Origin of the sequence: Halodurantibacterium flavum (assembly GCF_042681825.1) — a bacterium.
Taxonomy (GTDB): domain Bacteria; phylum Pseudomonadota; class Alphaproteobacteria; order Rhodobacterales; family Rhodobacteraceae; genus Halodurantibacterium; species Halodurantibacterium flavum.
Map to the genome: position 1 here is coordinate 26,611 of NZ_JBHUGH010000003.1, position 21,069 is coordinate 47,679.

Genomic DNA, 21,069 nt, shown 5'->3' on the forward strand with positions numbered 1-21,069 from the left:
GCCGGTACGCCGGCCCGGCGGCCGCTTCGAATCAATGGCAGGCGAATCAGAAGGTGCGTCAAAGGGTTACCCGGAGGCGGGACCGGAGCCACCAGATCTTTCAGCATCACCACATAGACATGACGATCACGCGACATCCATTCAGGCAGAGTCGCTTTTTCCGGGAACTGTATCCACAGACCGACCATATAATCAGCAAGCAACGCAAATTTATGCTCGGCGGCGGGAACAAAATAACAGACAGCAAGGAAACAGTTGCCTGATCTTCTGAATGTCGGTTATGCCATCGTTATCGGTTAGGGATCCAGGTCACCGCGTGATGGCGGGACCCAGTGAAATCCGACAACCGCCCTGTGCCAAGATTAAGTAACCGCGCAAACTTGCAAGCGAGCGTATGATGATGACCATTTACGATACTGCACTCCGGAACTTCGAAGCCGCCGCGGCGATCCTGACATCGCTTCAGGCAGGCCGGATCAACCTCGCAGAAGAGGCCGTTGATGCGCTTGTTGGCAAACCGAAACTTCTGCTGGCCGAAGGGTATAACGATATCGGCAAGAGCTTCGGCGTCTGCCTTCCGGGCGGCAAGAAGGCAGAGCTCATTCCACAGGAAGGCGAAACGGGCCTCGATCTGCGCGCCGGCAGCAGCATGACGTGGATGACGCTTGAAGGGGCCATTCCGGCCCAGTCCACGGCCACCCAGTGCTATCTGGAAATCGAGGCCGAGGGCGAAAGCTCCATCGTGGCTGACGTGTTCGTGCGGGAACTGACCCCGGGCGGCGCCGTCGACGGGCCACTGAACGAATGGCGCATTCCAAGTGACGGCATGACGGTTTTCCGCCTCGCGATGCCCGAAAGCAGCGAGGGAACGACAAACCCGCGCCGCATCATCGTTCATCTCCGCCAGCCGCCGCGCCGCATCATCCTGCGTCGTCTCGCTATGACGCTGTTCTGATACCAGGTGTCTTGCTTTTTGGGCGCCCTTCATCGCGAGGGCGCCTTTTGTTATTCGGGCACGGGGTTTACAGTTCCCGCGTGACACGGTTTAGTCCCGACAAGCAGACGGGATAATCGTAGATGATTGATGTCTATCTGGTAACTCCGGATCTGGCCCCCTTGGCCGCTGACTTTTTGGGCGATCATATCAGGTTGGTTGAGATCGAGAGGAATGGCGCGGCCTTTGTCGTACCGCCCCCCCGCCCCGACTGGAATGCCCGTGCACTGATCACCGACCCGGATCAGGCCGACGCCGTCTCAGGTGCCGCGTCAGTCGCGGGCTTCGCCGGTATTCCTGTGCTCGCCGTGGCCGCAACCGAACCGCAGGCGCTCGCGCGGGCGCTGCTGACGCTCCTTTCCGATGCGCGGCGCGAGGCAGAGGAAGACGCCGCCGAAGCGAGGGCCGCAGCTGCCCTGCTCCGGAAGGAATCGCAGGCCCTCAACCGGCAGTTCAGATCGGTCGAGAATTTCCTCCATGCCCTTGGCAACCCGGAATATTCCGTCGCGCTGTCCTGGCCGGCCGGTCCGAGCGTCATTGAGCTTGCAGAGGGCCAGACACTGACACAGAAGCTTCCGGTCAATGTGCTTGGGACAGCCGCCGCCGATCTCTGGCTTCCCGAAGGGCTTCTTACCCCGGATGCCCTCGAGATCCAGCTGTTGGACACAGCCGGAAACGCTTACGGGCTGTCTCCGCTGCTGCCGGCGGCTGGCGCAGGCGCGGGTTGGCTGCGTTTCGTGTTGCCGGAACCCGTGAACAGCCTGCCCGCAGATTGCAGCCTGCGCATGACCTGGGCCGGAGCGGATACGCTCGCCATCGGCCTTGGGTTGCCAGTTCCGGACGTGGCCTTCGCCGCCCACGCAGGCACCCTTGCGCAGCCGGCGACCCTGGCGCTCCGACTTTGGAAGTCGTTGCCCGGTGTGCGACTGCCGCCGGTCACGCCGCTTACGCCCTCGGGCCAGATGACCGGGCTTCAGGCCGGGGCGCTTATCCTTCCGTCGGCCCTGCCGGCCCCCGCGATCTTTTCGCAGCCGAGCAGCGCCACCGATTTCATGGCGGTCGAATTCTGGCACAAGGAGGACGCGGTATTCATCCATCCGTCGGCCAGCGGGGCGGTCTGTGCAATCATTCGCGACATAGAGGTCGGCTCGGTCACACATCTTTCGGCACTTGTGAATGTGGGGCATGACAGATCGCCGGTGCTGAATTTCGCAATCGGCGCCGCGCCACAGGGTGCCGTCGACGCGGATGGCTACTGGCAGCGGCGTCTGGGCCCGTGGCTGACCGGCTTGCCGCCCCGGGCCTGGGGCGAGGCGCATTGCATCCCGGTCGAGCCGGTCGAAGGACGGATGGATATTCTCCTCGCGGTTACGCTCGCCGGGGGTGGCCCCAATGACATGAGCTGGGGCATGTTCCGCGGCTTCCGCATCGGCCAGCAACTGCCCGAGGATCTGCCGCTATGACCGGCACAAGCCCGCGTGTGTCTGTCGTCATACCGGCGCATGGCCATCCGACGCTTCTCGACGATGCCATCTCGTCGGTCATCGCCCAGGATGGCGCTGATATCATCGGGCGGCTGATCGTGGTCAACGATGGCTGCCGTTATCGGCAGACGCGAACCGGTCTCGCTGCCTGGCAGGCACGGCTGGGCCAAAGGCTCCTGGTGCTCCATCTGGACAATCAGGGGCTCAGCGCGGCACGAAACAGCGGAATCGACGCCGCGCTCGCGGTCGACCCGGATCATGAGGCCATCTTTCTGCTGGACGCGGACAATGTCCTGGCCGATGGTGCGGCGCAGCTGTTCGGGCGGCTGCTGGACGCGAACCCCGACGCCGACTGGTTCTACCCGGATTTCGACTTTTTCGGCCAGGACGGTTATTATATCACCGATCATCAACCCAGCCTCCTGTTTCACGCACGCCTGAACATCAGCGAGGCCGGCAGCCTGATCCGCAGGCGCGTGTTCGAGGCCGGCCTGCGTTTCGATACCACCATGCGGCGTGGTTATGAGGATTGGGATTTCTGGCTCGGGGCGGCGCGAGAGGGTTTTCGCGGCCATCCTGCTGCGCAACCCATGCTGCACTACCGCAAGCGCCCGGCGAGCATGCTGGCCAACTCCCACGATGAAGATACCGAGCTTCGCCGCTTCATAGAGCAGAAGCACCGGTGGCTCTTCAACGTTCCGACCCTCCTTGCCGAGGAGGCACGCAGCTTTCCCCGCTATGTCCTGTTTGACGGCGAAGAGAATATCACTCTTTGCACGGATCCCGCGCATCAGGAACCCGTCACGCTTGAGGCCTTGGAAAAGAAGCTCTGGGCGCATCTTTGCGACCCTTTCACACACCACGCCCCGTCGTACCTGATCGTGATGCGCGACGGTCTGCGCGCGTCCCTGGACAAGGCGGGGCTGTTGCGCAACGTCCTGTGGCTGTTCGAGCGTCGTCTTGCACGGGCCGGGGAAACCCTGCCGGGCTATGACCTTCTCTATCTCGATCAGAGCCCGGAGGGACACCAGATCGACACCGCCATCAAGGTACCCGATCGGCCCGCCGATGCCGCGGCGATCCCCCTGTCGGTGCTGGCGAGGATATTGCGCGAACGCAATACCGGCTGGATCCGGCAGATCGATCACATTCCCGAACCGCATGGCGCGAGTGCCTGGTCGCTCAGGCTGGACGGTGTCGTCCCGCCCGATGCCGACATCGTTGCCGGCGCGACCGAGATCCTGCGGGATACTCTGTTGCGGCTTGTGCGCAGCCCCTACCGGCCCGCCCTTGCCCATTCCTGGCAATGGCGGGATCAGGGCGGCGCCGTTTCCCGGGCCGAGGCGGTGGACATTGCCCGACAGGTCGCGGGTAGTGGCGTCGTTTTTCCGCTGCTGAAGAACCGCGATACGCGCGACATCGGATTTGTACTGCCGATCTTTGACTTTGGCGGCGTCGAAAAGGTGGCCGCCAGCATGGCCCGGGTCTTCCGCGACAAGGGCTATCGGTGCCACCTTTTCGTCACCGGCAACCGCCCGATCCGCAGCGATGACTGGGCATTGGCCGCATTTTCATCGATCAACTGGTTCCCGGATGCGAGCACGACGGACTGGTCAGGCCCCGAATTCATGGGAACTGCCGAGCCGAGTTGGGGGAACCCCACGGAACGCGCCGATCTCATGGGGCTGCTTTCCGGAATGGATGTCGTCATCAACGCACATTCCGCCGCCCTGCACAAGATCGCGGGGCGACTGCGCAAGCGAGGTGTCATCATGGTCGGCCATGAACATGTCGTGGAACGCAGCACCTATGGTCGGGCCTACGGGCCGCCCGTCCTGGCGCTGGCCTATGAACATAGCTACGACCTTTTCCTGACCTGTTCGCAGGCGCTGCGGCTCTGGCTTCAAACCCGGGGAATGCCGCGCGAAAAGATCCTGCCGGTAATCAATGCGCCCGGCTATCCGATGGATGGTCGGGAACGCGACGGAGTTCTGGCGGCGCGCGCTGCGCGGTCTCCTTCCGAACCGCTGCGGGTGCTGTATCTCGGCCGTCTCGACCCGCAGAAAGGGGTTCAGCGGCTTGCAGCGATCTATGAAACCCTGCACCGCCACGACCCCAGAATGGAGCTTCGCGTCGTCGGCCAGACCGTCGTGCAGGCGCGCGCGCAACAGGTCGCCTTTCCCCCCGGGACACGCCTTGACCCCGCGGTGCGCGGGCCGGGTGCGCTGACCCGCATTCTGGCGGAAGCCGATATCATGATCCTTCCTTCGCACTACGAAGGACTGCCTCTTTCCGTGCTGGAGGCACAGCGCTGCGGTGTCACGGTGATTGCCGCAGACGCCGGCGCCATGGATGAGGCGATCGAGGACGGGCAGACGGGATTCATCGTGCCGCAGGATGGATGTGTCGAGGCAGCCGTCGCGCGGGTGCTGGAACTCGACCGCGACCGCGCCTTGCTGGCGCGCATCGGACGCGCCGCAGCGGCCCGTGTGCGGGAATGGTCTGAGACGACGTCGCCTCTGCTCGATTGGGTGGAAGCCACGCTGGAAAGCCGCGCGGCCAAAGCGACCCCGCGTCACAAGGCCGGGTGACGCGACGTTACGTTTACGTCAACGTCACACTGCCTTGTAAGGTCTTTCCCACAGGCACACCTCGGACAAGGGGCGTGCCGGAGGGGGGCCATGCAGGACGATCAGATGACGATCCGGGAAATGTGCGATGCGTTCGGCGTCACGCCGCGCACCCTGCGTTTCTATGAGGCGAAGGAGCTTCTGGCGCCGGTCCGCATGGGCCAGCACCGCATCTATTCCCGGCGCGACCGGGCGCGGCTCAAGCTCATCCTGCGGGGCAAGCGGTTCGGCTTCAGCCTGGAGGAGATCCGTCAGCTTTTGGACCTCTATGATCGCGACCGCACCCAGATCACCCAGTTCACACGCACCTGCGAACTGGCGCGCGCGCGCCTGTCGCAGATGGAACGACAGCGCGAGGAACTGGACGAAGCCATCGCCGAACTGCGTGAACAACTCGAATGGGGTGAAACCGTCATCGGCCAGATGACGACACGCCCCGCCGCCGAATGACCTGAGGGAGAGAATACGAATGCCCAGCTACACGCCACCCACCCGCGACATGCAGTTCATCCTGCATGAGGTCATGAAGGCCGCCGAAAGCGGCGTGCCGGGGTATGAGGAAATGGACAGCGACTTTACCGCCGCCGTCCTGGAAGAGGCCGGCAAGGTGTCGTCCGAGGTTCTCGCGCCGCTGAACGCGGTCGGGGACGCCCAGGGCTGCCGGCTGGAAAACGGGGTCGTGCGCACACCCGAAGGTTTCGACCGCGCCTTTGCGGCGATGAAAGAGGGCGGCTGGACCGCGCTCGATTGCGACCCGGACTATGGCGGACAGGGGCTGCCCTATCTTCTGAACTCGGCGGTGGGCGAGATGTTCGTGTCCGCCAACATGGCCTTCAACATGTATCAGGGCCTGACGCACGGCGCCTATTCCGCCATCCACACCCATGGTACGGCCGAGCAAAAGGCCACCTATCTGCCGAAGCTGGTCAGCTGCGACTGGACCGGCACCATGAACCTGACGGAACCCCATTGCGGCACCGACCTTGGCCTGATGCGGACCAAGGCGGAGCCGCAGGATGACGGCAGCTATCTGATCACCGGACAAAAGATCTTCATCTCGGCCGGCGAACATGATCTGGCCGAAAACATCATCCATCTGGTGCTCGCCAAGGCCCCCGGCGGCGGTGAGGGCACGCGGGGCGTCAGCCTTTTCATCGTACCCAAATTCCTCGTGAAGGCCGATGGCAGCCTCGGTGACCGCAACGCCGTCACCTGCGGCAAGATCGAGGAAAAGATGGGCATCCACGGCAATGCCACCTGCGTCATGAACTATGACGGCGCAAAGGGGTGGCTGCTGGGCGATCTCCACAAGGGGATGCGCGCGATGTTCACGATGATGAACGAGGCCCGCCTGGGCGTCGGTCTGCAGGGTTACGCACAGGCAGCCGTGGCCTATGAAAACGCGCTCGCCTATGCCAAGGAGCGCCTGCAGGGGCGCGCGGTGACGGGCGCGGAAAACCCCGACGGACCCGCCGATCCGCTGATCGTCCATCCCGATATCCGCCGCAACCTGATGGACCAGAAAAGCTTTGTGGAGGCCGCACGCGCCTTCACCTTCTGGGGAGCGCATCTGATCGACCGCAGCCACCGCATGAACGACGCCGAGGCCGAGGGGCTGGTCAGCCTGCTTACCCCTGTGATCAAGGGGTTCCTGACCGACAAGGGGTTCGAGATGGCCGTGGCGGCCCAGCAGGTCTATGGCGGGCATGGCTATATCGAAGAATGGGGCATGTCGCAATTTGCCCGCGATGCCCGGATCGCCATGATCTATGAGGGGGCGAACGGCATTCAGGCCCTCGACCTCGTGGGGCGCAAGCTGGCGCAGGACGGCGGCAAGCACGTCATGGGTTTCTTTGAACTGATCAAGGCCTTCACGCGGGAAAATGCCGGCAAGCCGGGCCTGGAGGGCTTTATCGAGCCGCTCAAAAGCGCGTCCAAGGACCTTCAGGCCGCCGCGATGTACTTCATGGAAAACGGCATGAAGAACCCGAACCACGCGCTGGCGGGGTCCTATGACTTCATGCACCTTTTTGGCCATGTCTGTCTCGGGCTGATGTGGGCGCGCATGGCCAAGGCCGCGCAGGAAGCGCTGGACGCAGGACAGGGCGACGCCGATTTCTACCGCACCAAGATCGCGACCGGTCGCTACTACATGGCGCGCCACCTGCCCGCGACGGCGATGCACCTTGCCCGCATCCAGAGCGGTGCCGACCCGGTGATGGCGCTGGCGGCGGCCGAGTTCTGATGCCACGACTGGTGCCGGCCCAGCCGGGCCGGTGCCAAGCAGAGGAGGGCGCAGAATGCAGCTTTATTGTTTCGGGGAATCCGGCAATGCCTACAAGGCCGCGCTGACCATGACTCTTGCCGATGTGGAGTGGGAGCCGGTCTTTGTCGATTTCTTCAACGGCGAAACCCGCAGACCCGAGTTTCTGGCCCTCAACCCGATGGGCGAGGTGCCGGTTCTGGTCGACGGCGACACGGTTCTGTCGCAATCGGGCGTCATCCAGGACTACATCAGCTCCAAGACCGGGCGCCTGGGCGGGCGCAGCGCCGCCGAAAGGCGCGAGGTTCTGCGCTGGGTGTTCTGGGACAACCACAAGATGTCCAGCCAGTGCGGAACGGCGCGCTTCCTGCAGAATTTCCTGCCCGAGGACAAGCGCCCCGCCGAGGTAATCGCGTGGTTTCAGGGCCGCCTGCGCACGGCCTTCCGCACGCTCGATACACAGCTGGACGGACGCAGCTGGTTGGTGGGCGACGGGCCGACGATCGCCGATCTCGCCTGCTGCGGCTACCTTTTCTACCCGGAGCCCTTCGGGTTCGACCGGGCCGACTGGCCAAGGATAGACGCCTGGCTGGACCGCATCAGCGCCCTGCCCGGCTGGAAACATCCCTACGACATGATGCCGGGCAGCCCCGCTGACCGCGCCTAAGGAGGAAACGATGACCGACGCCTATATCTATGACGCCTGCCGCACGCCGCGCGGCAAGGGCCGCGCCGATGGCAGCCTGCATGAGGTGACGAGCCTGCGGCTTTCCGCCCTGACGCTGAATGCGATCAAGGACCGCAACGATCTCGACACCACCGCCGTCGAGGACGTGATCTGGGGCAATGTCACCCAGGTCGGCGAACAGGGCGGCTGCCTTGCCCGCAGCGCGGTCATCGCCTCGGACTTTGCCGAGAGTGTGCCGGGCCTGTCGATCAACCGCTTTTGCGCCAGCGGGATGGAGGCCGTGAACCTTGCCGCCAATCAGGTGCGCGCAGGCGCAGGCATGGCCTATGTCGCGGGCGGGGTCGAGATGATGAGCCGCGTTCCCATGGGGTCGGACGGGGCGGCGATTGCGGTCGATCCATCGGTGGCCATGCAGCACTATTTCGTGCCGCAGGGCATTTCGGCCGACATCATCGCAACCGAACACGGGTTCAGCCGCGACGACGCCGACCTTCTGGCCGTCGAAAGCCAGAAGCGCGCGGCGGCGGCATGGGAAGAAGGGCGTTTCGACCGCTCGATCATCACGGTGCGTGACGTGAACGGCCTGCCGATCCTTGCGCGCGACGAATACATGCGCCCTGACACGAATATGCAAAGCCTTGGCAGCCTCAAGCCAGCCTTCAAGGAAATGGGCGAGATGATGCCCGGTTTCGACAAGATCGCGATGATGAAATACCCGTATCTGGAGCGGATCGAGCATATCCATCACGCCGGGAATTCATCGGGGATCGTGGACGGGGCCGCCGCCGTGCTGATCGGCAACAAGGAGTTCGGCGAGAAATACGGGCTGAAGCCCCGCGCCCGCATCCGTGCCACCGCAAAGATCGGATCGGACCCGACCATCATGCTGACCGGCCCCGTGCCGGTGACGGAAAAGGTGCTGCGCGACGCCGGCATGTCGCTGTCCGACATCGACCTTTTCGAGGTGAACGAGGCCTTCGCCGCCGTCGTGCTGCGCTTCATGCAGGCCTTTGACGTCGATGCCGACCGGGTGAACGTGAACGGCGGTGCCATCGCCATGGGGCACCCGCTTGGCGCCACGGGCGCGATCATCATCGGAACCCTGCTGGATGAGCTGGAACGTTCCGGCAAGGGCGTCGGGCTTGCCACGCTGTGCATCGCGTCCGGCATGGGCGCGGCAACCGTCATCGAGCGGGTGTAAGGAGGACATCATGACCGAGTTTCACTACAATCTGGACGCCGACGGCGTGGCCATCATCACCTGGGACGTGCCCGGCAAGTCGATGAACGTCATGTCGATGGAGGGCTTCCGCGAGCTTGACGCCCATATCGACACGGCCCTCGCCGATGAGGCCGTCAAGGGCATCATCGTCACCAGCGGCAAGAAGGATTTCGCCGGGGGCATGGACCTGAACGTCCTCGCCGGGATGCGGCAGGGTGAAAACCCGGCCCAAGGCATCTTTGACGGCATCATGCAGATCCACCGTATCCTGCGGAAGATCGAGCGCGCGGGCATGGACGCCAAGACGCTGAAGGGCGGCAAACCGATTGCCGCCGCCCTGCCCGGCACAGCGGCGGGCATCGGGCTGGAAATACCGCTCGCCTGTCATCGCATCTTCGCCGCCGACAACCCGAAGGCACGCATCGGCCTGCCGGAAATCATGGTCGGCATCTTTCCGGGCGCGGGTGGCACCACCCGGCTGGTGCGCAAGCTTGGCGCGATGGGCGCCGCGCCCTTCCTTCTGGAAGGCAAGATGCAGGAACCCAGGAAGATGCGCGCCGCAGGCGTGATCGACGAGGTCGTCCCGCACGGGGAGTTGCTGCAGCGCGCCCGCGACTGGGTTCTGGGGGCCAAGGACGCCGATATCGTCAAACCCTGGGACCAGAAGGGGTTCAAGCTGCCCGGCGGCGCGCCCTACCATCCGGCCGGGTTCATGACCTTTGTCGGCGCCAGCGCGATGGTGAACGGCAAGACGATGGGGGTCTATCCGGCCGCCAAGGCGCTGCTGTCCGCGGTCTATGAAGGGGCGATGGTGCCCTTTGACACCGCGCTGAAGATCGAGGCGCGCTGGTTCACCAACGTGCTCATGAACCCGTCGTCCAGCGCCATGATCCGCAGCCTCTTCCTGAACAAGGAGGCGCTGGAAAAAGGCGCGGTGCGTCCTGACCAGCCGGAACAGACCGTCCGAAAGGTGGGGATTCTGGGCGCCGGCATGATGGGGGCAGGCATCGCCTATGTCTCTGCCAATGCCGGGATCGAGGTGGTGCTGATCGACGCTGCGCAAGAGGCGGCGGACAAGGGCAAGGCCCATTCCGCCGCGCTGCTCGACAAGGGGATCAGCCGCAAGAAGGTCACGCCCGAAAAGAAGGACGAGGTGCTGGCCCGCATCACCGCCACGACCGATTACGCAGCCCTTGACGGTTGCGACCTGATCGTCGAGGCCGTGTTCGAGGACCCGAAGGTCAAGGCCGAGGTGACCGCCCGGGCCGAGGCCGCTGTGGGCGAGGACTGCATCTTTGCCACCAATACCTCCACCCTGCCGATCAGCGATCTGGCCAAGGCGTCGCAGCGCCCCGCCCAGTTCATCGGCATCCACTTCTTCAGCCCGGTCGACAAGATGATGCTGGTCGAGATCATCCGGGGTCGCGAAACCGGCGACCGCGCGGTGGCCAAGGCACTCGATTTCGTGCGCCAGATCCGCAAGACCCCGATCGTGGTGAACGACGCCCGCTTCTTCTATGCCAACCGCTGCATCATCCCCTATCTCAACGAAGGGATGCGGATGGTCAAAGAGGGCGTGAACCCCGTTCTCGTGGAAAACGCCGCCAAGCTGGTGGGGATGCCGCTCGGTCCGTTGCAACTGGTCGATGAGACCTCGATCGAGCTGGGCGCCAAGATCGCCCGTGCGACCCGGGCCGCAATGGGTGATGCCTATCCGGACGGCGAGGTGGATGAGGTGATCTTCTGGATGGCAGATCAGGGCCGCATGGGCCGCAAGGCCGGCGCCGGGTTCTATGCCTATGGCGGCGACGGCAAGCGCGAAGGCCTCTGGCCGGGTCTGTCAGAGCGATTTCCCCGCAGGGAACAGCCCGAACTGACCGAGGTGCAGCACAGGCTGTTGTTCGCGCAGGTCCTGGAGGCGGTGCGGGCGCTGGAGGATGGCGTTCTGACCGATATCCGCGAAGGCGATGTCGGCGCGATCCTTGGCTGGGGCTTCGCGCCGTGGTCCGGCGGGCCGTTTTCATGGCTCGACATGATCGGCCCGGCGCGCGCGGTCGAGATCTGCGACGGGCTGGAGGCCCGCCATGGCAGCCGCTTCCACGCGCCCGACCTGCTGCGCGACATGGCCGCGCGGGGTGAGACGTTCTACAGCCGGTTCGCCCCGGCGCGCGCTGCCTGATCCGATATCGCTGCGCCGGGCCTGTCCCGGCGCAGCGCGATCAGGGTGCCGGCCCCGGCAATCGCGGCCATCCCGATCAGCGCCGAGAGGCTCGGCACCTCGCCCCACAGCACCAGCGCCCAGAAGACCGCAAAGACCAGAAGCGCGTTCTCGAACACCGCGACATAGGACGCCTCGGCGATCTGGTAGCCGCGGATCACAAGCGCCACGCCCACCAGCGATCCGACCGCCTGAACGAAGGTCCAGAAAAAGAACGTGGCCGAGGGCATGACCCAGCCGCGCAGCACGAACCCCTCTGGCCCGTCGGGTGCCGCCACGGGCAGGATGCCCAGCACCATCGCCCCGATGGCGCCGCCGATTCCCATGAAGAGGAAAAAGCCCGCATTGAGCGTCAGGGCGCCTTCGCCGGCGCACCAGCGGCGCGTGCCGATATTGCCGATCGCATAAAGAAACCCGGCCAGTACGGGCATGAGCGACAACGGTGACAGCGCGACCTGATCCACCCGCAGGATGATCAGGATGCCCGCAAACCCGAGGATGACGCCAAAGATGCGCCAGGGCCCGATCCGTTCGCCATAGACCAGCGCCGAGATCAGCAGCACGAAGATCGGCGCGGTATAGAGACCGGCCACCACCTCTCCGATCGGCATCAGCGCGAGGCAGCCGAAATAGATGAACATCGAGCTTGCGGCAAAGAGACTGCGCAACAGGACGGGCCGGACGCGCCGGGGCCAGAGCCCTTGCCCCATCATCCGCGCCACAAGCGCCATGATAGGCAGCGCCATCAGCGAGCGGATCAGGTGGAACTGCCATATCCCGGCCTCGGCCGCGATCACCCTGACATAATTGTCGGTGAAGCCGATGATGAGGCAGCCGAGGCAAACCAGCCCGGCAGCGGCCAGAACCCTGTTTTCCATATTTCGTCCCTGAGTTCTTCCTGGCGTGCCCTGGCTCGATCCGGCACGGCGCTGACAGCACTTTCTAACGCGCCCCTCTGTTCCCGTCATGATTGTTTACGACATCTTGTGCCGGATGTGGAACCAGAGCTTCGCTGGCGTGCTGTCTCAAGGTAACTGCGGCGATACCGCAGGTGATTGCAGGGGGCTGCCCGGCTGGGCTATCGTGCGGCATGAAAAACAAGGCAGGCAGCAGGCCCCCCCGGTCGATGACCGCACTCAGGCAGTATCAAAGGCTCGAAACCGTGGGGCTCTGGCGCGAGACGCCAGAGGCGCAGCGCCGCAACGTGGTCGTCTCGTTCGGGGAAGCGAGCCTTGTCATCTCGGATTTCCAGTCGGGGCGGGCGCTGACGCACTGGTCGCTTCCGGCGGTGGAACGGGTCAACCCGGGCGAGACGCCGGCGCTTTATGCACCCGGCATCGAGGCTGGCGAAAGTGTCGAGATCGAGGACGACACGATGATCGCGGCGCTGGAAAAGGTGCGCGGGGTCGTCGCCCAGCAGCGGCAGGCCCGCGGCGGGCGCGGACGGCTGATCACATTTGCCCTGATCGCCGCGACCCTTGTCGGGCTTGCGGTCTTTTGGCTGCCGGGCGCGCTGGTGGCCCATACGGCCTCGGTCGTGCCCTATGCCAAGCGGGTCGAGATCGGGCAGCGCATCCTGCAGGACATGGCCCGCAACGGCGCGCTGAGCTGCCGCAGCCCGCTGGGACTGCGCGCGGCGGGGCGGCTGCGCGACCGGCTGTTCGGGCCCGAGGGCGGCGAGATCGTGGTCATCAACGAAGGGCTGGCGGCGACCGCGCATCTTCCGGGACGGCACCTTCTGATCGGAAATGATCTGCTGATGGGGCATGACACACCCGAGGTGGCGGCGGGTCATCTGATCGCAGAACGGCTGCGCGCGGATGCAAATGATCCGTTGATCCCCGTGCTGCGGAGCGCGGGACTTCGTGCGACCGTCCAGCTTTTGACGACCGGTAATTTGCCGGATACCGCGTTGCGCGGCTACGGCAACAAGGTGATTGCGGACAGCGCCGCGCCGGTAGAGGCCGAGGAATTCCTGCGGCGGATGGAGGCCGCAGGCGTGCCCACGACGCCCTATGCGCAGGCCGTGGACCCGGCGGGGGACCATACGCTCCCGCTTGTGGTGGGCGATCCGTTCCGCACTGTTCCGCCCCGCCCTGTCCTTGGCGATGAAGACTGGGTGAGCCTGCAGGGCATCTGCAACGGCTGAGGACGGGCCTTACTTGGTCCCGAACATCCGGTCACCGGCATCGCCGAGCCCCGGCACGATGTAGCCCTTTTCGTTCAGGCGGTCGTCCAGCGCTGCGGTGATGATCGGGACATCCGGATGCGCCTCTTTCATCCGTGCAACGCCTTCGGGCGCCGCCAGCAGGCAGAGGAAGCGGATGTTGCGCGCCCCCGACTTTTTCAGCAGGTCGATGGCCGCGACCGAGGAATTGCCTGTCGCCAGCATCGGATCGAGGGCGATCACCAGCCGGTCTTCAAGCTCATCCGGCACCTTGTAGTAATACTGGACCGGCTGCAGTGTCTCTTCGTCGCGGTAAAGCCCGACATAGCCCACCCGCGCCGAGGGGATGAGTTCCAGCACCCCGTCGAGAAGCCCGTTCCCGGCCCGCAGGATCGAGATCAGGGCGAGCTTTTTGCCCCGCAGCGCCGGGGCGTCCATTTCGCAGATCGGCGTGTCGATCGACCGGGTGGTAAGCTCCAGATCGCGCGTGACCTCATAGGCCAGCAACTGGCTGATTTCGCGCAGCAACTGCCGGAATCCGGCGGTAGAGGTGGATTTGTCCCGCATGATCGTCAGCTTGTGCTGCACCAGCGGGTGGCGGACGACGGTCAGATGCTCGGTCATGCGGTCTCCAGTTGCTTGAGAACCCGCGCGCGGGTCTCTTCATCACAAAATGCGGCCTCGGCGGCGGTCCGGTTCAGGGTGGCAAAAACGCCCGCGTCCCAGTCGAACGTTTCGGCAAGGCGGTCGAACTCATGGCTCATGGTGGTGTGGAAAAACGGCGGGTCGTCGGTCGAGACGGTCACCTTGACCCCGCGGTCGAAAAGCCGCCCGATGGGATGGGCGCGCCAGTCGCGACAGACGCCAAGGGCGACGTTCGAGCCCGGGCAGACCTCCAGCACCACGCCGTTTTCTGCCAGTTCGTCGACCAGCGCCAGATCCTCGATTGCACGGACGCCATGGCCGATCCGCTCGACCCGCAAATCCCGCAGCGCGTCGCGGATGCCGTCCGGTCCCTGCCATTCGCCCGCATGGGCGGTCAGACGCAACCCGGCCTCGCGCGCCATGTCGAAGGACCAGGCGAAATCCGCGGGTTTCCCCGCCAGTTCGTCGCCCGCGATGCCAAAGCCGGTGATCCAGTCGCCCGCCGTCTCGGCGGCGCAACGGGCGACGGCACGCGCGCGGTCGGGGCCGAAATGGCGGATGCAGGTGACGATGCCGCGCAGGATGATGCCGTCTGCCGCCTCGGCCTCGGCCGCGGCCTCTTGCATCGCATGGAGGTATTCCTTCCACGCCGCGAGATCCGCCCCGCCGCAGAAATCCGGCGACAGAAATGTCTCGCTATAGATCACCCCGTGGGCCGCGCTTTCTGCCAGCACCGCGCGGGTCAGGCGGTAATAATCCTGCGGCGACCGCAACGGCTCGGTCGCGGCCTCATAGACCTTCAGGAATTCGCCGAACCCGTCATAGCGGTAATTTCCGGCCGCGTCGAAAATGCCCGATATGTCGATGCCGCGCTCTTTCGCCAGACCTCGGATAAAGGCAGGGGGCGCCGCGCCTTCCAGATGGAGATGCAGTTCGACCTTTGGCATGTCGCGCGTGTTCAAAGAAAGCTCCTTCCCGGCGGCGGTGCCGCGATCCCAAGATGCGCCGCGATTGACGCCGCGACATCGGCAAAGGCGACGTGCCCCAGCCCGCGCGCAGCCGGACCGGCATCGCGCCCGGCACCGCGACCGCCCGCCACGAGAACCGGCACCCGTTCCCGCGTATGGTCCGTGCCGCGCCAGGTCGGGTCGTTGCCATGATCCGCCGTCAGGATCAACAGGTCGTCCGGCCGCAGCCGCGAGAGGACTTCACCCACCTGCCCGTCGAACCATTCGAGCGCACGCGCATAACCGGCAACATCGCGCCTGTGGCCATAAAGACTGTCGAACTCCACAAAATTCGCAAAGGTCAGCGACCCTTCCCCGGCCGTGTCGACAAGGTTCCGCAGATGGGCGGCAAGCGATGCATCGTCCGGCCCCTTGTACAGGTGGCTGATCCCGCGATGGGCGAATATGTCGCCGATCTTGCCGACGGCATGGGTCACACCCCCCGCGGCCTGAACCCAGTCAAGCAGCGTCGGCGCAGGGGGGGCAATGGCATAGTCGCGCCGGTTCCCTGTCCGGTGAAAGCTGCCCGGTTCGCCGGTGAAGGGCCGCGCGATCACACGCCCGACGCGCATCGCGTGGAGGCGGGGCGCAAGCGTCTCGCACAGGTGCAGCAGACGATCCAGGCCGAAATGTTCCTCATGCGCCGCGATCTGAAACACGCTGTCGGCAGAGGTATAGCAGATCGGCCAGCCGCTGCCGATATGCGCCTCGCCCAGCGCCTCGATGATCGGCACGCCCGAGGCATGGCAGTTCCCGAGGATCCCGTCGGTTCCCGCCGCCGCCGATACCGCCGCGACGAGTTCGGCGTCAAAGGCAGGTCCTTCCTGCGGAAAGTAATGCCAGTCCCACGGCACGGGAACCCCCGCCAGTTCCCAATGGCCCGACGGCGTGTCCTTGCCGCGCGACTGTTCGGTCGCCGCGCCCCAAAGGCCGGATGGCGCGGCCCCGAGTCCCGGCGGGGCGACACCGGACGCGAGCTCTATCGCTGCGCCCAACCCCAACCCGTCGAGATGCGGCACGGCCAGCGGACCCTGCCGCCCCTCATCCGCGCGACCATCCGCACAGGCTGCCGCGATATGACCCAGCGTATTGGCGCCCGCATTGCCGTAATCGGCGGCATCGGGTGCGCCGCCGCATCCGACGCTGTCCATCACGACCAGAAACGCCCGCGCCATCAGCCGATCCTTTTCAGTACGAGATCACCCTCGGGCAAAGGGCTTTCGCCGAACCCATAGGCGGCCCGGATCGCTACCGCCGCGCGCTCCGCGTCGGCCTCGCTTGCCGCGTGAACCAGGCAGAGGGGCGCGCCCTCGGACACCTCTTCGCCAAGGGCCGCGAGTTCCGAAAGCCCGACCGAGGGGTTGATCCTGTCGCCTTCGCGCTGGCGCCCCCCGCCCAGACCGACAACCGACAGCCCGATCGCCGCCGCATCGATCGCAGTCACGAAGCCGTCTCGCGGGGCCGCGACCTCCCTGACCACCGGGGCCGATGGCAGACGGTCCGGCCAGCGGTCGACAAAATCCGTGGGCCCGCCCATCGCCGCGATCATCGCGCCGAACCGTTCGGCGGCGAGGCCCGATTCCAGCACCGTCGCGATGCGGCCCGCGCCATCCTCGGCATCCGCCGCAAGCCCGCCCAGCGCCAGCAACTCGCCCCCCAGATCGGTGGTCAGATCCCACAGGTCGTGATTGACGGCGACGCCGGTCAGGGTCTCCATGACCTCGGACACCTCCAGCGCGTTGCCGATTGCGGTGGCCAGCGGCTGGTTCATGTCGGTGATCAGCGCCCGCGTCATGCAGCCCGCACCCTGGGCCGTTTCCACCAGCGCGGTGGCCAGCGCCTCGGCCTCGGCCATCGTCTGCATGAAGGCCCCGGTCCCGACCTTGACGTCAAGCACCAGCCCCTCCAACCCGGCGGCGAGCTTTTTCGACAGGATCGACGCGGTGATGAGATCGACGCTCTCGACCGTCGCCGTGACGTCGCGGATGGCATAAAGCCGTCGATCCGCCGGCGCGAGATCCTGCGTCGCCGCGACAATCGCGCAGCCATAGTCGCCGACCACCTGCCGCAGCTTTTCCACCGTCACATCGGCGCGATACCCCGGGATCGATTCCAGCTTGTCCAGCGTGCCGCCGGAATGGCCCAGCCCGCGCCCGGAAATCATCGGCACATAGGCGCCGCAAGCCGCCATGGCTGGCGCAAGCAAAAGCGAGATGCAGTCCCCCACACCGCCCGTCGAGTGTTTGTCAAGCACTGGCCCCGGCAGGTCCCAGCGCAGGATCTGGCCGCTGTCGCGCATCGCGCGGGTCAGCGTCACGCGCCCCTCCGAAGAAAGGCCGCGCAGGCAGACGGCCATCGCAAAGGCCCCGGCCTGTGCATCGGTCACGGCGCCGCTGGCGAGCCCCCCGGCGAATGCCTCAAGCGACGGCCGGCCGGGATCGCGACCCGCGCGGATCGCCGCAATGGTTGAACGGGCGTCCATTCAGGCGCGTTCCATATGTTCCTGCGTGAACACCCCGGGCAATAGCTCGGCCACGGTCAGTGTCTGGCTGTTTCCCTCCAGCGTGGTCATCGTGACCTTGACGGAGGGTCCCGCAAATTCGGCGATCTTCTGACGGCACCCACCGCAGGGCGAAACCGGCAAGGGGCTGTCGGCGATCACCACCACCTCTTCTATCCGCGTCTCGCCGGCCGCGACCATGGCCGAAATCGCGCCGGCCTCGGCGCAGGTCCCTTCGGGATAGGCCACGTTTTCCACGTTGCACCCCGAATAGATCATCCCCGAGGCCGCGCGGATCGCGGCGCCCACCTTAAAGCGGGAATAGGGGACATAGGCGTTTTCCCGAACGGAACGGGCAGCATCGAGAAGGGACATTGGCGAACTCCGGCTTTTGCTGTCCGACTGTGCGTCCTTGGCCGCGGCGTTTCAAGTGGGCCACTTCCCGCCACCCATATCCTCTGGCGCCTCTTGCCACCAGCGGGGCTTTGCCGCTACTCCGGTCGGGAATGGTTTAACATTGAACAAACCGCGGGGGCTGCGATGGACGAGGCCAGACAGGACAACGCGCGTCAGGCGGCGCTGGACTATCACGAATTTCCCAAACCGGGAAAACTGGAAGTTCGCGCGACCAAGCCGCTGGCCAACGGGCGCGATCTGTCGCGGGCCTATTCCCCCGGCGTGGCCGAAGCCTGCCTGGAGATCAAGGCAGACCCCCATACTGCTAGCCGCTACACGGCGCGCGGCAACCTTGTCGCCGTGGTGTCCAACGGAACGGCGGTCCTGGGCCTCGGCAATATCGGCGCGCTGGCGTCGAAACCGGTGATGGAGGGCAAGGCCGTCCTCTTCAAGAAGTTCGCCAATATCGACTGCTTTGACATCGAGGTGAACGAGAGCGACCCGGAACGGCTTGCCGATATCGTCTGCGCACTGGAACCCACGTTCGGCGCCATCAACCTTGAGGACATCAAGGCCCCCGACTGTTTTGTCGTCGAACGTCTGTGCCGTGAACGGATGAACATCCCGGTCTTTCACGACGACCAGCATGGAACCGCAATCGTCGTCGGCGCCGCCGCGACCAACGCGCTTCATGTGGCGGGCAAGCGGTTCGAGGATATCAAGGTCGTCTCGACCGGCGGGGGTGCCGCGGGTATCGCCTGCCTCAACATGCTGCTCAAGCTGGGTGTGCGACGGGAAAACGTGTGGCTCTGCGATCTCAACGGGCTGGTCTATGAGGGCCGGGCCGAGGACATGAACCCGCAGAAGGCCGCCTATGCGCAGGCATCCGACCTTCGGACGCTCGATCAGGTCATCGATCACGCCGATCTTTTCCTGGGTCTTTCCGGTCCCGGCGTCCTTTCGCCGGACATGGTCGCCCGGATGGCGCAGCGCCCGATCATCTTTGCCCTGGCGAACCCCACCCCGGAAATCACCCCTGAACTGGTGCGAGGGGTCGCCCCCGACGCGATCATCGCGACCGGCCGGTCCGACTATCCGAACCAGGTCAACAACGTCCTGTGCTTTCCGTTTATTTTCCGCGGCGCGCTGGATGTGGGCGCGACTACGATCAATGACGACATGGCGCTGGCCTGTGTCGACGGCATCGCGCGGCTCGCCCGCGCCACGACCAGCGCCGAGGCGGCAGCGGCCTATCAGGGCGAACAACTGACCTTCGGCGCGGACTACCTCATCCCCAAACCGTTCGACCCGCGGCTCATGGGCGTTGTCGCAAGTGCCGTCGCGGGCGCGGCGATGGCATCGGGTGTGGCCACTCGCCCGCTTGACGATCTGGCGGCGTACAAGGAAAAGCTCGACGGATCGGTGTTCCGGTCCGCCCTGATCATGCGGCCGGTCTTCGAGGCGGCGCGCTCGGCCTCGCGCAGGATCGTCTTTGCCGAGGGTGAGGATGAACGCGTGCTGCGGGCCGCACATGCGATGATGGAAGAAACGACCGAAGTTCCGATCCTGATCGGCCGCCCCGAAGTGATCGCCCGCCGCGCGGAACGGGCGGGCCTTCCGATCCTGCCGGAACGGGACTTCGAGATCGTGAACCCGGAAAACGACCCGCGTTACCGCGACTACTGGGAAACCTATCACGGATTGATGGAGCGGCAGGGCGTGACCCCTGACATCGCGCGTTCGGTCCTGCGCACCAACTCGACCGCCATCGCGGCCGTCATGGTGCATCGCGGCGAGGCGGACAGCATGATCTGCGGCACCTACGGGCAGTTCCTGTGGCATCTGCGCTATGTGGAACAGGTCCTCGGGCGGGGCGGGCTGCGCCCGGTCGGCGCGCTCAGCCTGATCATTCAGGAAGAGGGGCCGCTTTTCATCGCGGACACCCAGGTGCATCCGGAACCGACGCCCGAACAGATCCGCGACACGGTGATCGGGGCCGCCCGGCACGTGCGCCGCTTCGGGATCGAGCCCAAGATCGCGCTCTGTTCCCAGTCGCAGTTCGGCAACCTCGACACAGGGTCGGCCCGCCGGATGCGGGCGGCAGGCGCGATGCTGGACGATTTGCGGCCCGATTTCTCCTACGAAGGCGAGATGTCGGTGGATGTGGCACTCGATGCCGAGCTGCGCGCCCGCATCTTCCCGAACGCGCGCTTCGAGGGTGCGGCAAACGTTCTGGTCTTTGCGAGCACGGACGCAGCCGGTGCCACGCGCAACATCCTGAAAATGCGCGCCCAAGGGCTGGAGGTCGGCCCGATCCTGATGGGCATGGGCAACCGCGCGCATATCGTGACGCCGTCGATCACCGTGCGGGGCCTGCTGAACATGTCCGCGCTGGCGGGAACCCCCGTCGCACAATACGGCTAGGCTGCGGCCGTCGCCCCGGCAAGGCTGCGGATCCGCGCGACCATCGCGCGGAGCCCGTTTGACCGCTGTGACGACAGATGTTCGTTGAGCCCCAGACGCCCCATCTCGGCAGTGGCATCGACCTCCAGCACCTCGGCCGCGGTCAGGCCGTCGTAAAGCGCGTGCAGGATCGCGATCAGACCCCGGACGATCATCGCGTCGCTGTCGCCCTGGAAGTGAAAGCGCGCGGCACTGCCCTGCCCCTCGATCCGGGGCACGATCCAGACCTGGCTTGCACAGCCCTCGACCTTGGTTGCGGGAACCTGAAGGGCTGCCGGCAAGGGCTCCATCGCGCGGCCCAGTTCGATGACGTGGCGATAGCGGTCTTCCCAGTCATCCAGGAATTCGAAGGTCTCGGCGATTTCTTCGAATGCGGTCGTGGCCATGCTGTT

General features: G+C 65.3%; 16 protein-coding genes and 1 pseudogene. 10 read left to right on the forward strand and 7 right to left on the reverse strand.

Annotated features, from left to right (window positions below):
- Positions 1-397 precede the first annotated feature (397 nt).
- The 8 genes from ACFSGJ_RS03860 to ACFSGJ_RS03895 all read left to right on the forward strand — a co-directional run bounded on the left by ACFSGJ_RS03860 (position 398) and on the right by ACFSGJ_RS03895 (position 11,460).
- On the forward strand, positions 398-955 hold the full coding sequence (locus ACFSGJ_RS03860; protein ID WP_390259667.1) for a hypothetical protein: 558 nt from the start codon (positions 398-400) through the stop codon (positions 953-955).
- Between the two features lie 122 nt (positions 956-1,077).
- Positions 1,078-2,457: a DUF6212 domain-containing protein gene (locus ACFSGJ_RS03865; protein WP_390259669.1), complete on the forward strand. Its 1,380-nt coding sequence runs from the start codon at positions 1,078-1,080 to the stop codon at positions 2,455-2,457.
- Positions 2,454-5,069 carry a glycosyltransferase gene (locus ACFSGJ_RS03870; protein WP_390259671.1) on the forward strand — a complete coding sequence of 872 codons (2,616 nt, stop codon included), beginning with the start codon at positions 2,454-2,456 and terminating at the stop codon, positions 5,067-5,069. Before ACFSGJ_RS03865 ends, ACFSGJ_RS03870 begins: the two co-directional genes overlap by 4 nt.
- A 90-nt stretch (positions 5,070-5,159) precedes the next feature.
- Positions 5,160-5,558 carry a MerR family transcriptional regulator gene (locus tag ACFSGJ_RS03875; RefSeq protein WP_390259672.1) on the forward strand — a complete coding sequence of 133 codons (399 nt, stop codon included), beginning with the start codon at positions 5,160-5,162 and terminating at the stop codon, positions 5,556-5,558.
- A gap of 19 nt (positions 5,559-5,577) precedes the next feature.
- Positions 5,578-7,353, forward strand: a complete 1,776-nt coding sequence (locus ACFSGJ_RS03880) for an acyl-CoA dehydrogenase C-terminal domain-containing protein (RefSeq protein WP_390259674.1) — start codon at positions 5,578-5,580, stop codon at positions 7,351-7,353.
- Between the two features lie 55 nt (positions 7,354-7,408).
- Positions 7,409-8,038, forward strand: coding sequence for a glutathione S-transferase family protein (locus tag ACFSGJ_RS03885; RefSeq protein ID WP_390259676.1), 630 nt, complete (start codon positions 7,409-7,411; stop codon positions 8,036-8,038).
- Between the two features lie 10 nt (positions 8,039-8,048).
- A complete protein-coding gene (locus ACFSGJ_RS03890) occupies positions 8,049-9,260 on the forward strand; it encodes an acetyl-CoA C-acetyltransferase (RefSeq protein WP_390259678.1) in 1,212 nt (403 codons plus the stop codon).
- Between the two features lie 10 nt (positions 9,261-9,270).
- Entirely contained in the window at positions 9,271-11,460 is a 2,190-nt protein-coding gene (locus ACFSGJ_RS03895; protein WP_390259680.1) for a 3-hydroxyacyl-CoA dehydrogenase NAD-binding domain-containing protein, read from the forward strand.
- On the opposite strand, the gene ACFSGJ_RS03900 is transcribed toward ACFSGJ_RS03895, so the two are convergent.
- The gene (locus ACFSGJ_RS03900; RefSeq protein WP_390259682.1) at positions 11,427-12,377 is read right to left on the reverse strand and encodes a DMT family transporter; all 951 of its coding nucleotides are present in this window, start codon (positions 12,375-12,377) and stop codon (positions 11,427-11,429) included. The two genes, ACFSGJ_RS03895 and ACFSGJ_RS03900, sit on opposite strands and share 34 nt — an antisense overlap.
- Positions 12,378-12,625: 248 nt before the next feature.
- Between ACFSGJ_RS03900 and ACFSGJ_RS03905 the strand changes: the two genes are divergently transcribed.
- Positions 12,626-13,648 carry a hypothetical protein gene (locus ACFSGJ_RS03905; protein ID WP_390259684.1) on the forward strand — a complete coding sequence of 341 codons (1,023 nt, stop codon included), beginning with the start codon at positions 12,626-12,628 and terminating at the stop codon, positions 13,646-13,648.
- Between the two features lie 9 nt (positions 13,649-13,657).
- Here ACFSGJ_RS03905 and upp read toward each other — a convergent pair whose 3' ends face one another.
- The 5 genes and pseudogenes from upp to ACFSGJ_RS03930 form a co-directional block, all read right to left on the reverse strand.
- Positions 13,658-14,290, reverse strand: coding sequence for a uracil phosphoribosyltransferase (upp, locus tag ACFSGJ_RS03910; protein WP_390259686.1), 633 nt, complete (start codon positions 14,288-14,290; stop codon positions 13,658-13,660).
- Complete coding sequence (locus ACFSGJ_RS03915; protein ID WP_390260125.1) at positions 14,287-15,258, reverse strand: adenosine deaminase; 972 nt, start codon at positions 15,256-15,258, stop codon at positions 14,287-14,289. The genes upp and ACFSGJ_RS03915 overlap by 4 nt, the downstream gene beginning before the upstream one ends.
- Positions 15,259-15,269: 11 nt before the next feature.
- Positions 15,270-16,493, reverse strand: coding sequence for a phosphopentomutase (locus ACFSGJ_RS03920; RefSeq protein WP_390259688.1), 1,224 nt, complete (start codon positions 16,491-16,493; stop codon positions 15,270-15,272).
- Positions 16,493-17,800 (reverse strand): thymidine phosphorylase, encoded by a 1,308-nt coding sequence (locus tag ACFSGJ_RS03925; RefSeq protein WP_390259690.1) that lies wholly within the window; start codon positions 17,798-17,800, stop codon positions 16,493-16,495. Before ACFSGJ_RS03925 ends, ACFSGJ_RS03920 begins: the two co-directional genes overlap by 1 nt.
- Positions 17,801-18,223 (reverse strand): annotated as a pseudogene (locus ACFSGJ_RS03930) (cytidine deaminase); the annotation flags it as partial.
- Between the two features lie 135 nt (positions 18,224-18,358).
- Here ACFSGJ_RS03930 and ACFSGJ_RS03935 point away from each other — a divergent pair.
- Positions 18,359-20,638 (forward strand): NADP-dependent malic enzyme, encoded by a 2,280-nt coding sequence (locus ACFSGJ_RS03935; RefSeq protein ID WP_390259694.1) that lies wholly within the window; start codon positions 18,359-18,361, stop codon positions 20,636-20,638.
- Here the strand turns inward: ACFSGJ_RS03935 and ACFSGJ_RS03940 are convergent.
- Positions 20,635-21,063 carry a SufE family protein gene (locus ACFSGJ_RS03940; protein ID WP_390259696.1) on the reverse strand — a complete coding sequence of 143 codons (429 nt, stop codon included), beginning with the start codon at positions 21,061-21,063 and terminating at the stop codon, positions 20,635-20,637. The genes ACFSGJ_RS03935 and ACFSGJ_RS03940 overlap by 4 nt on opposite strands.
- Positions 21,064-21,069 lie beyond the last annotated feature (6 nt).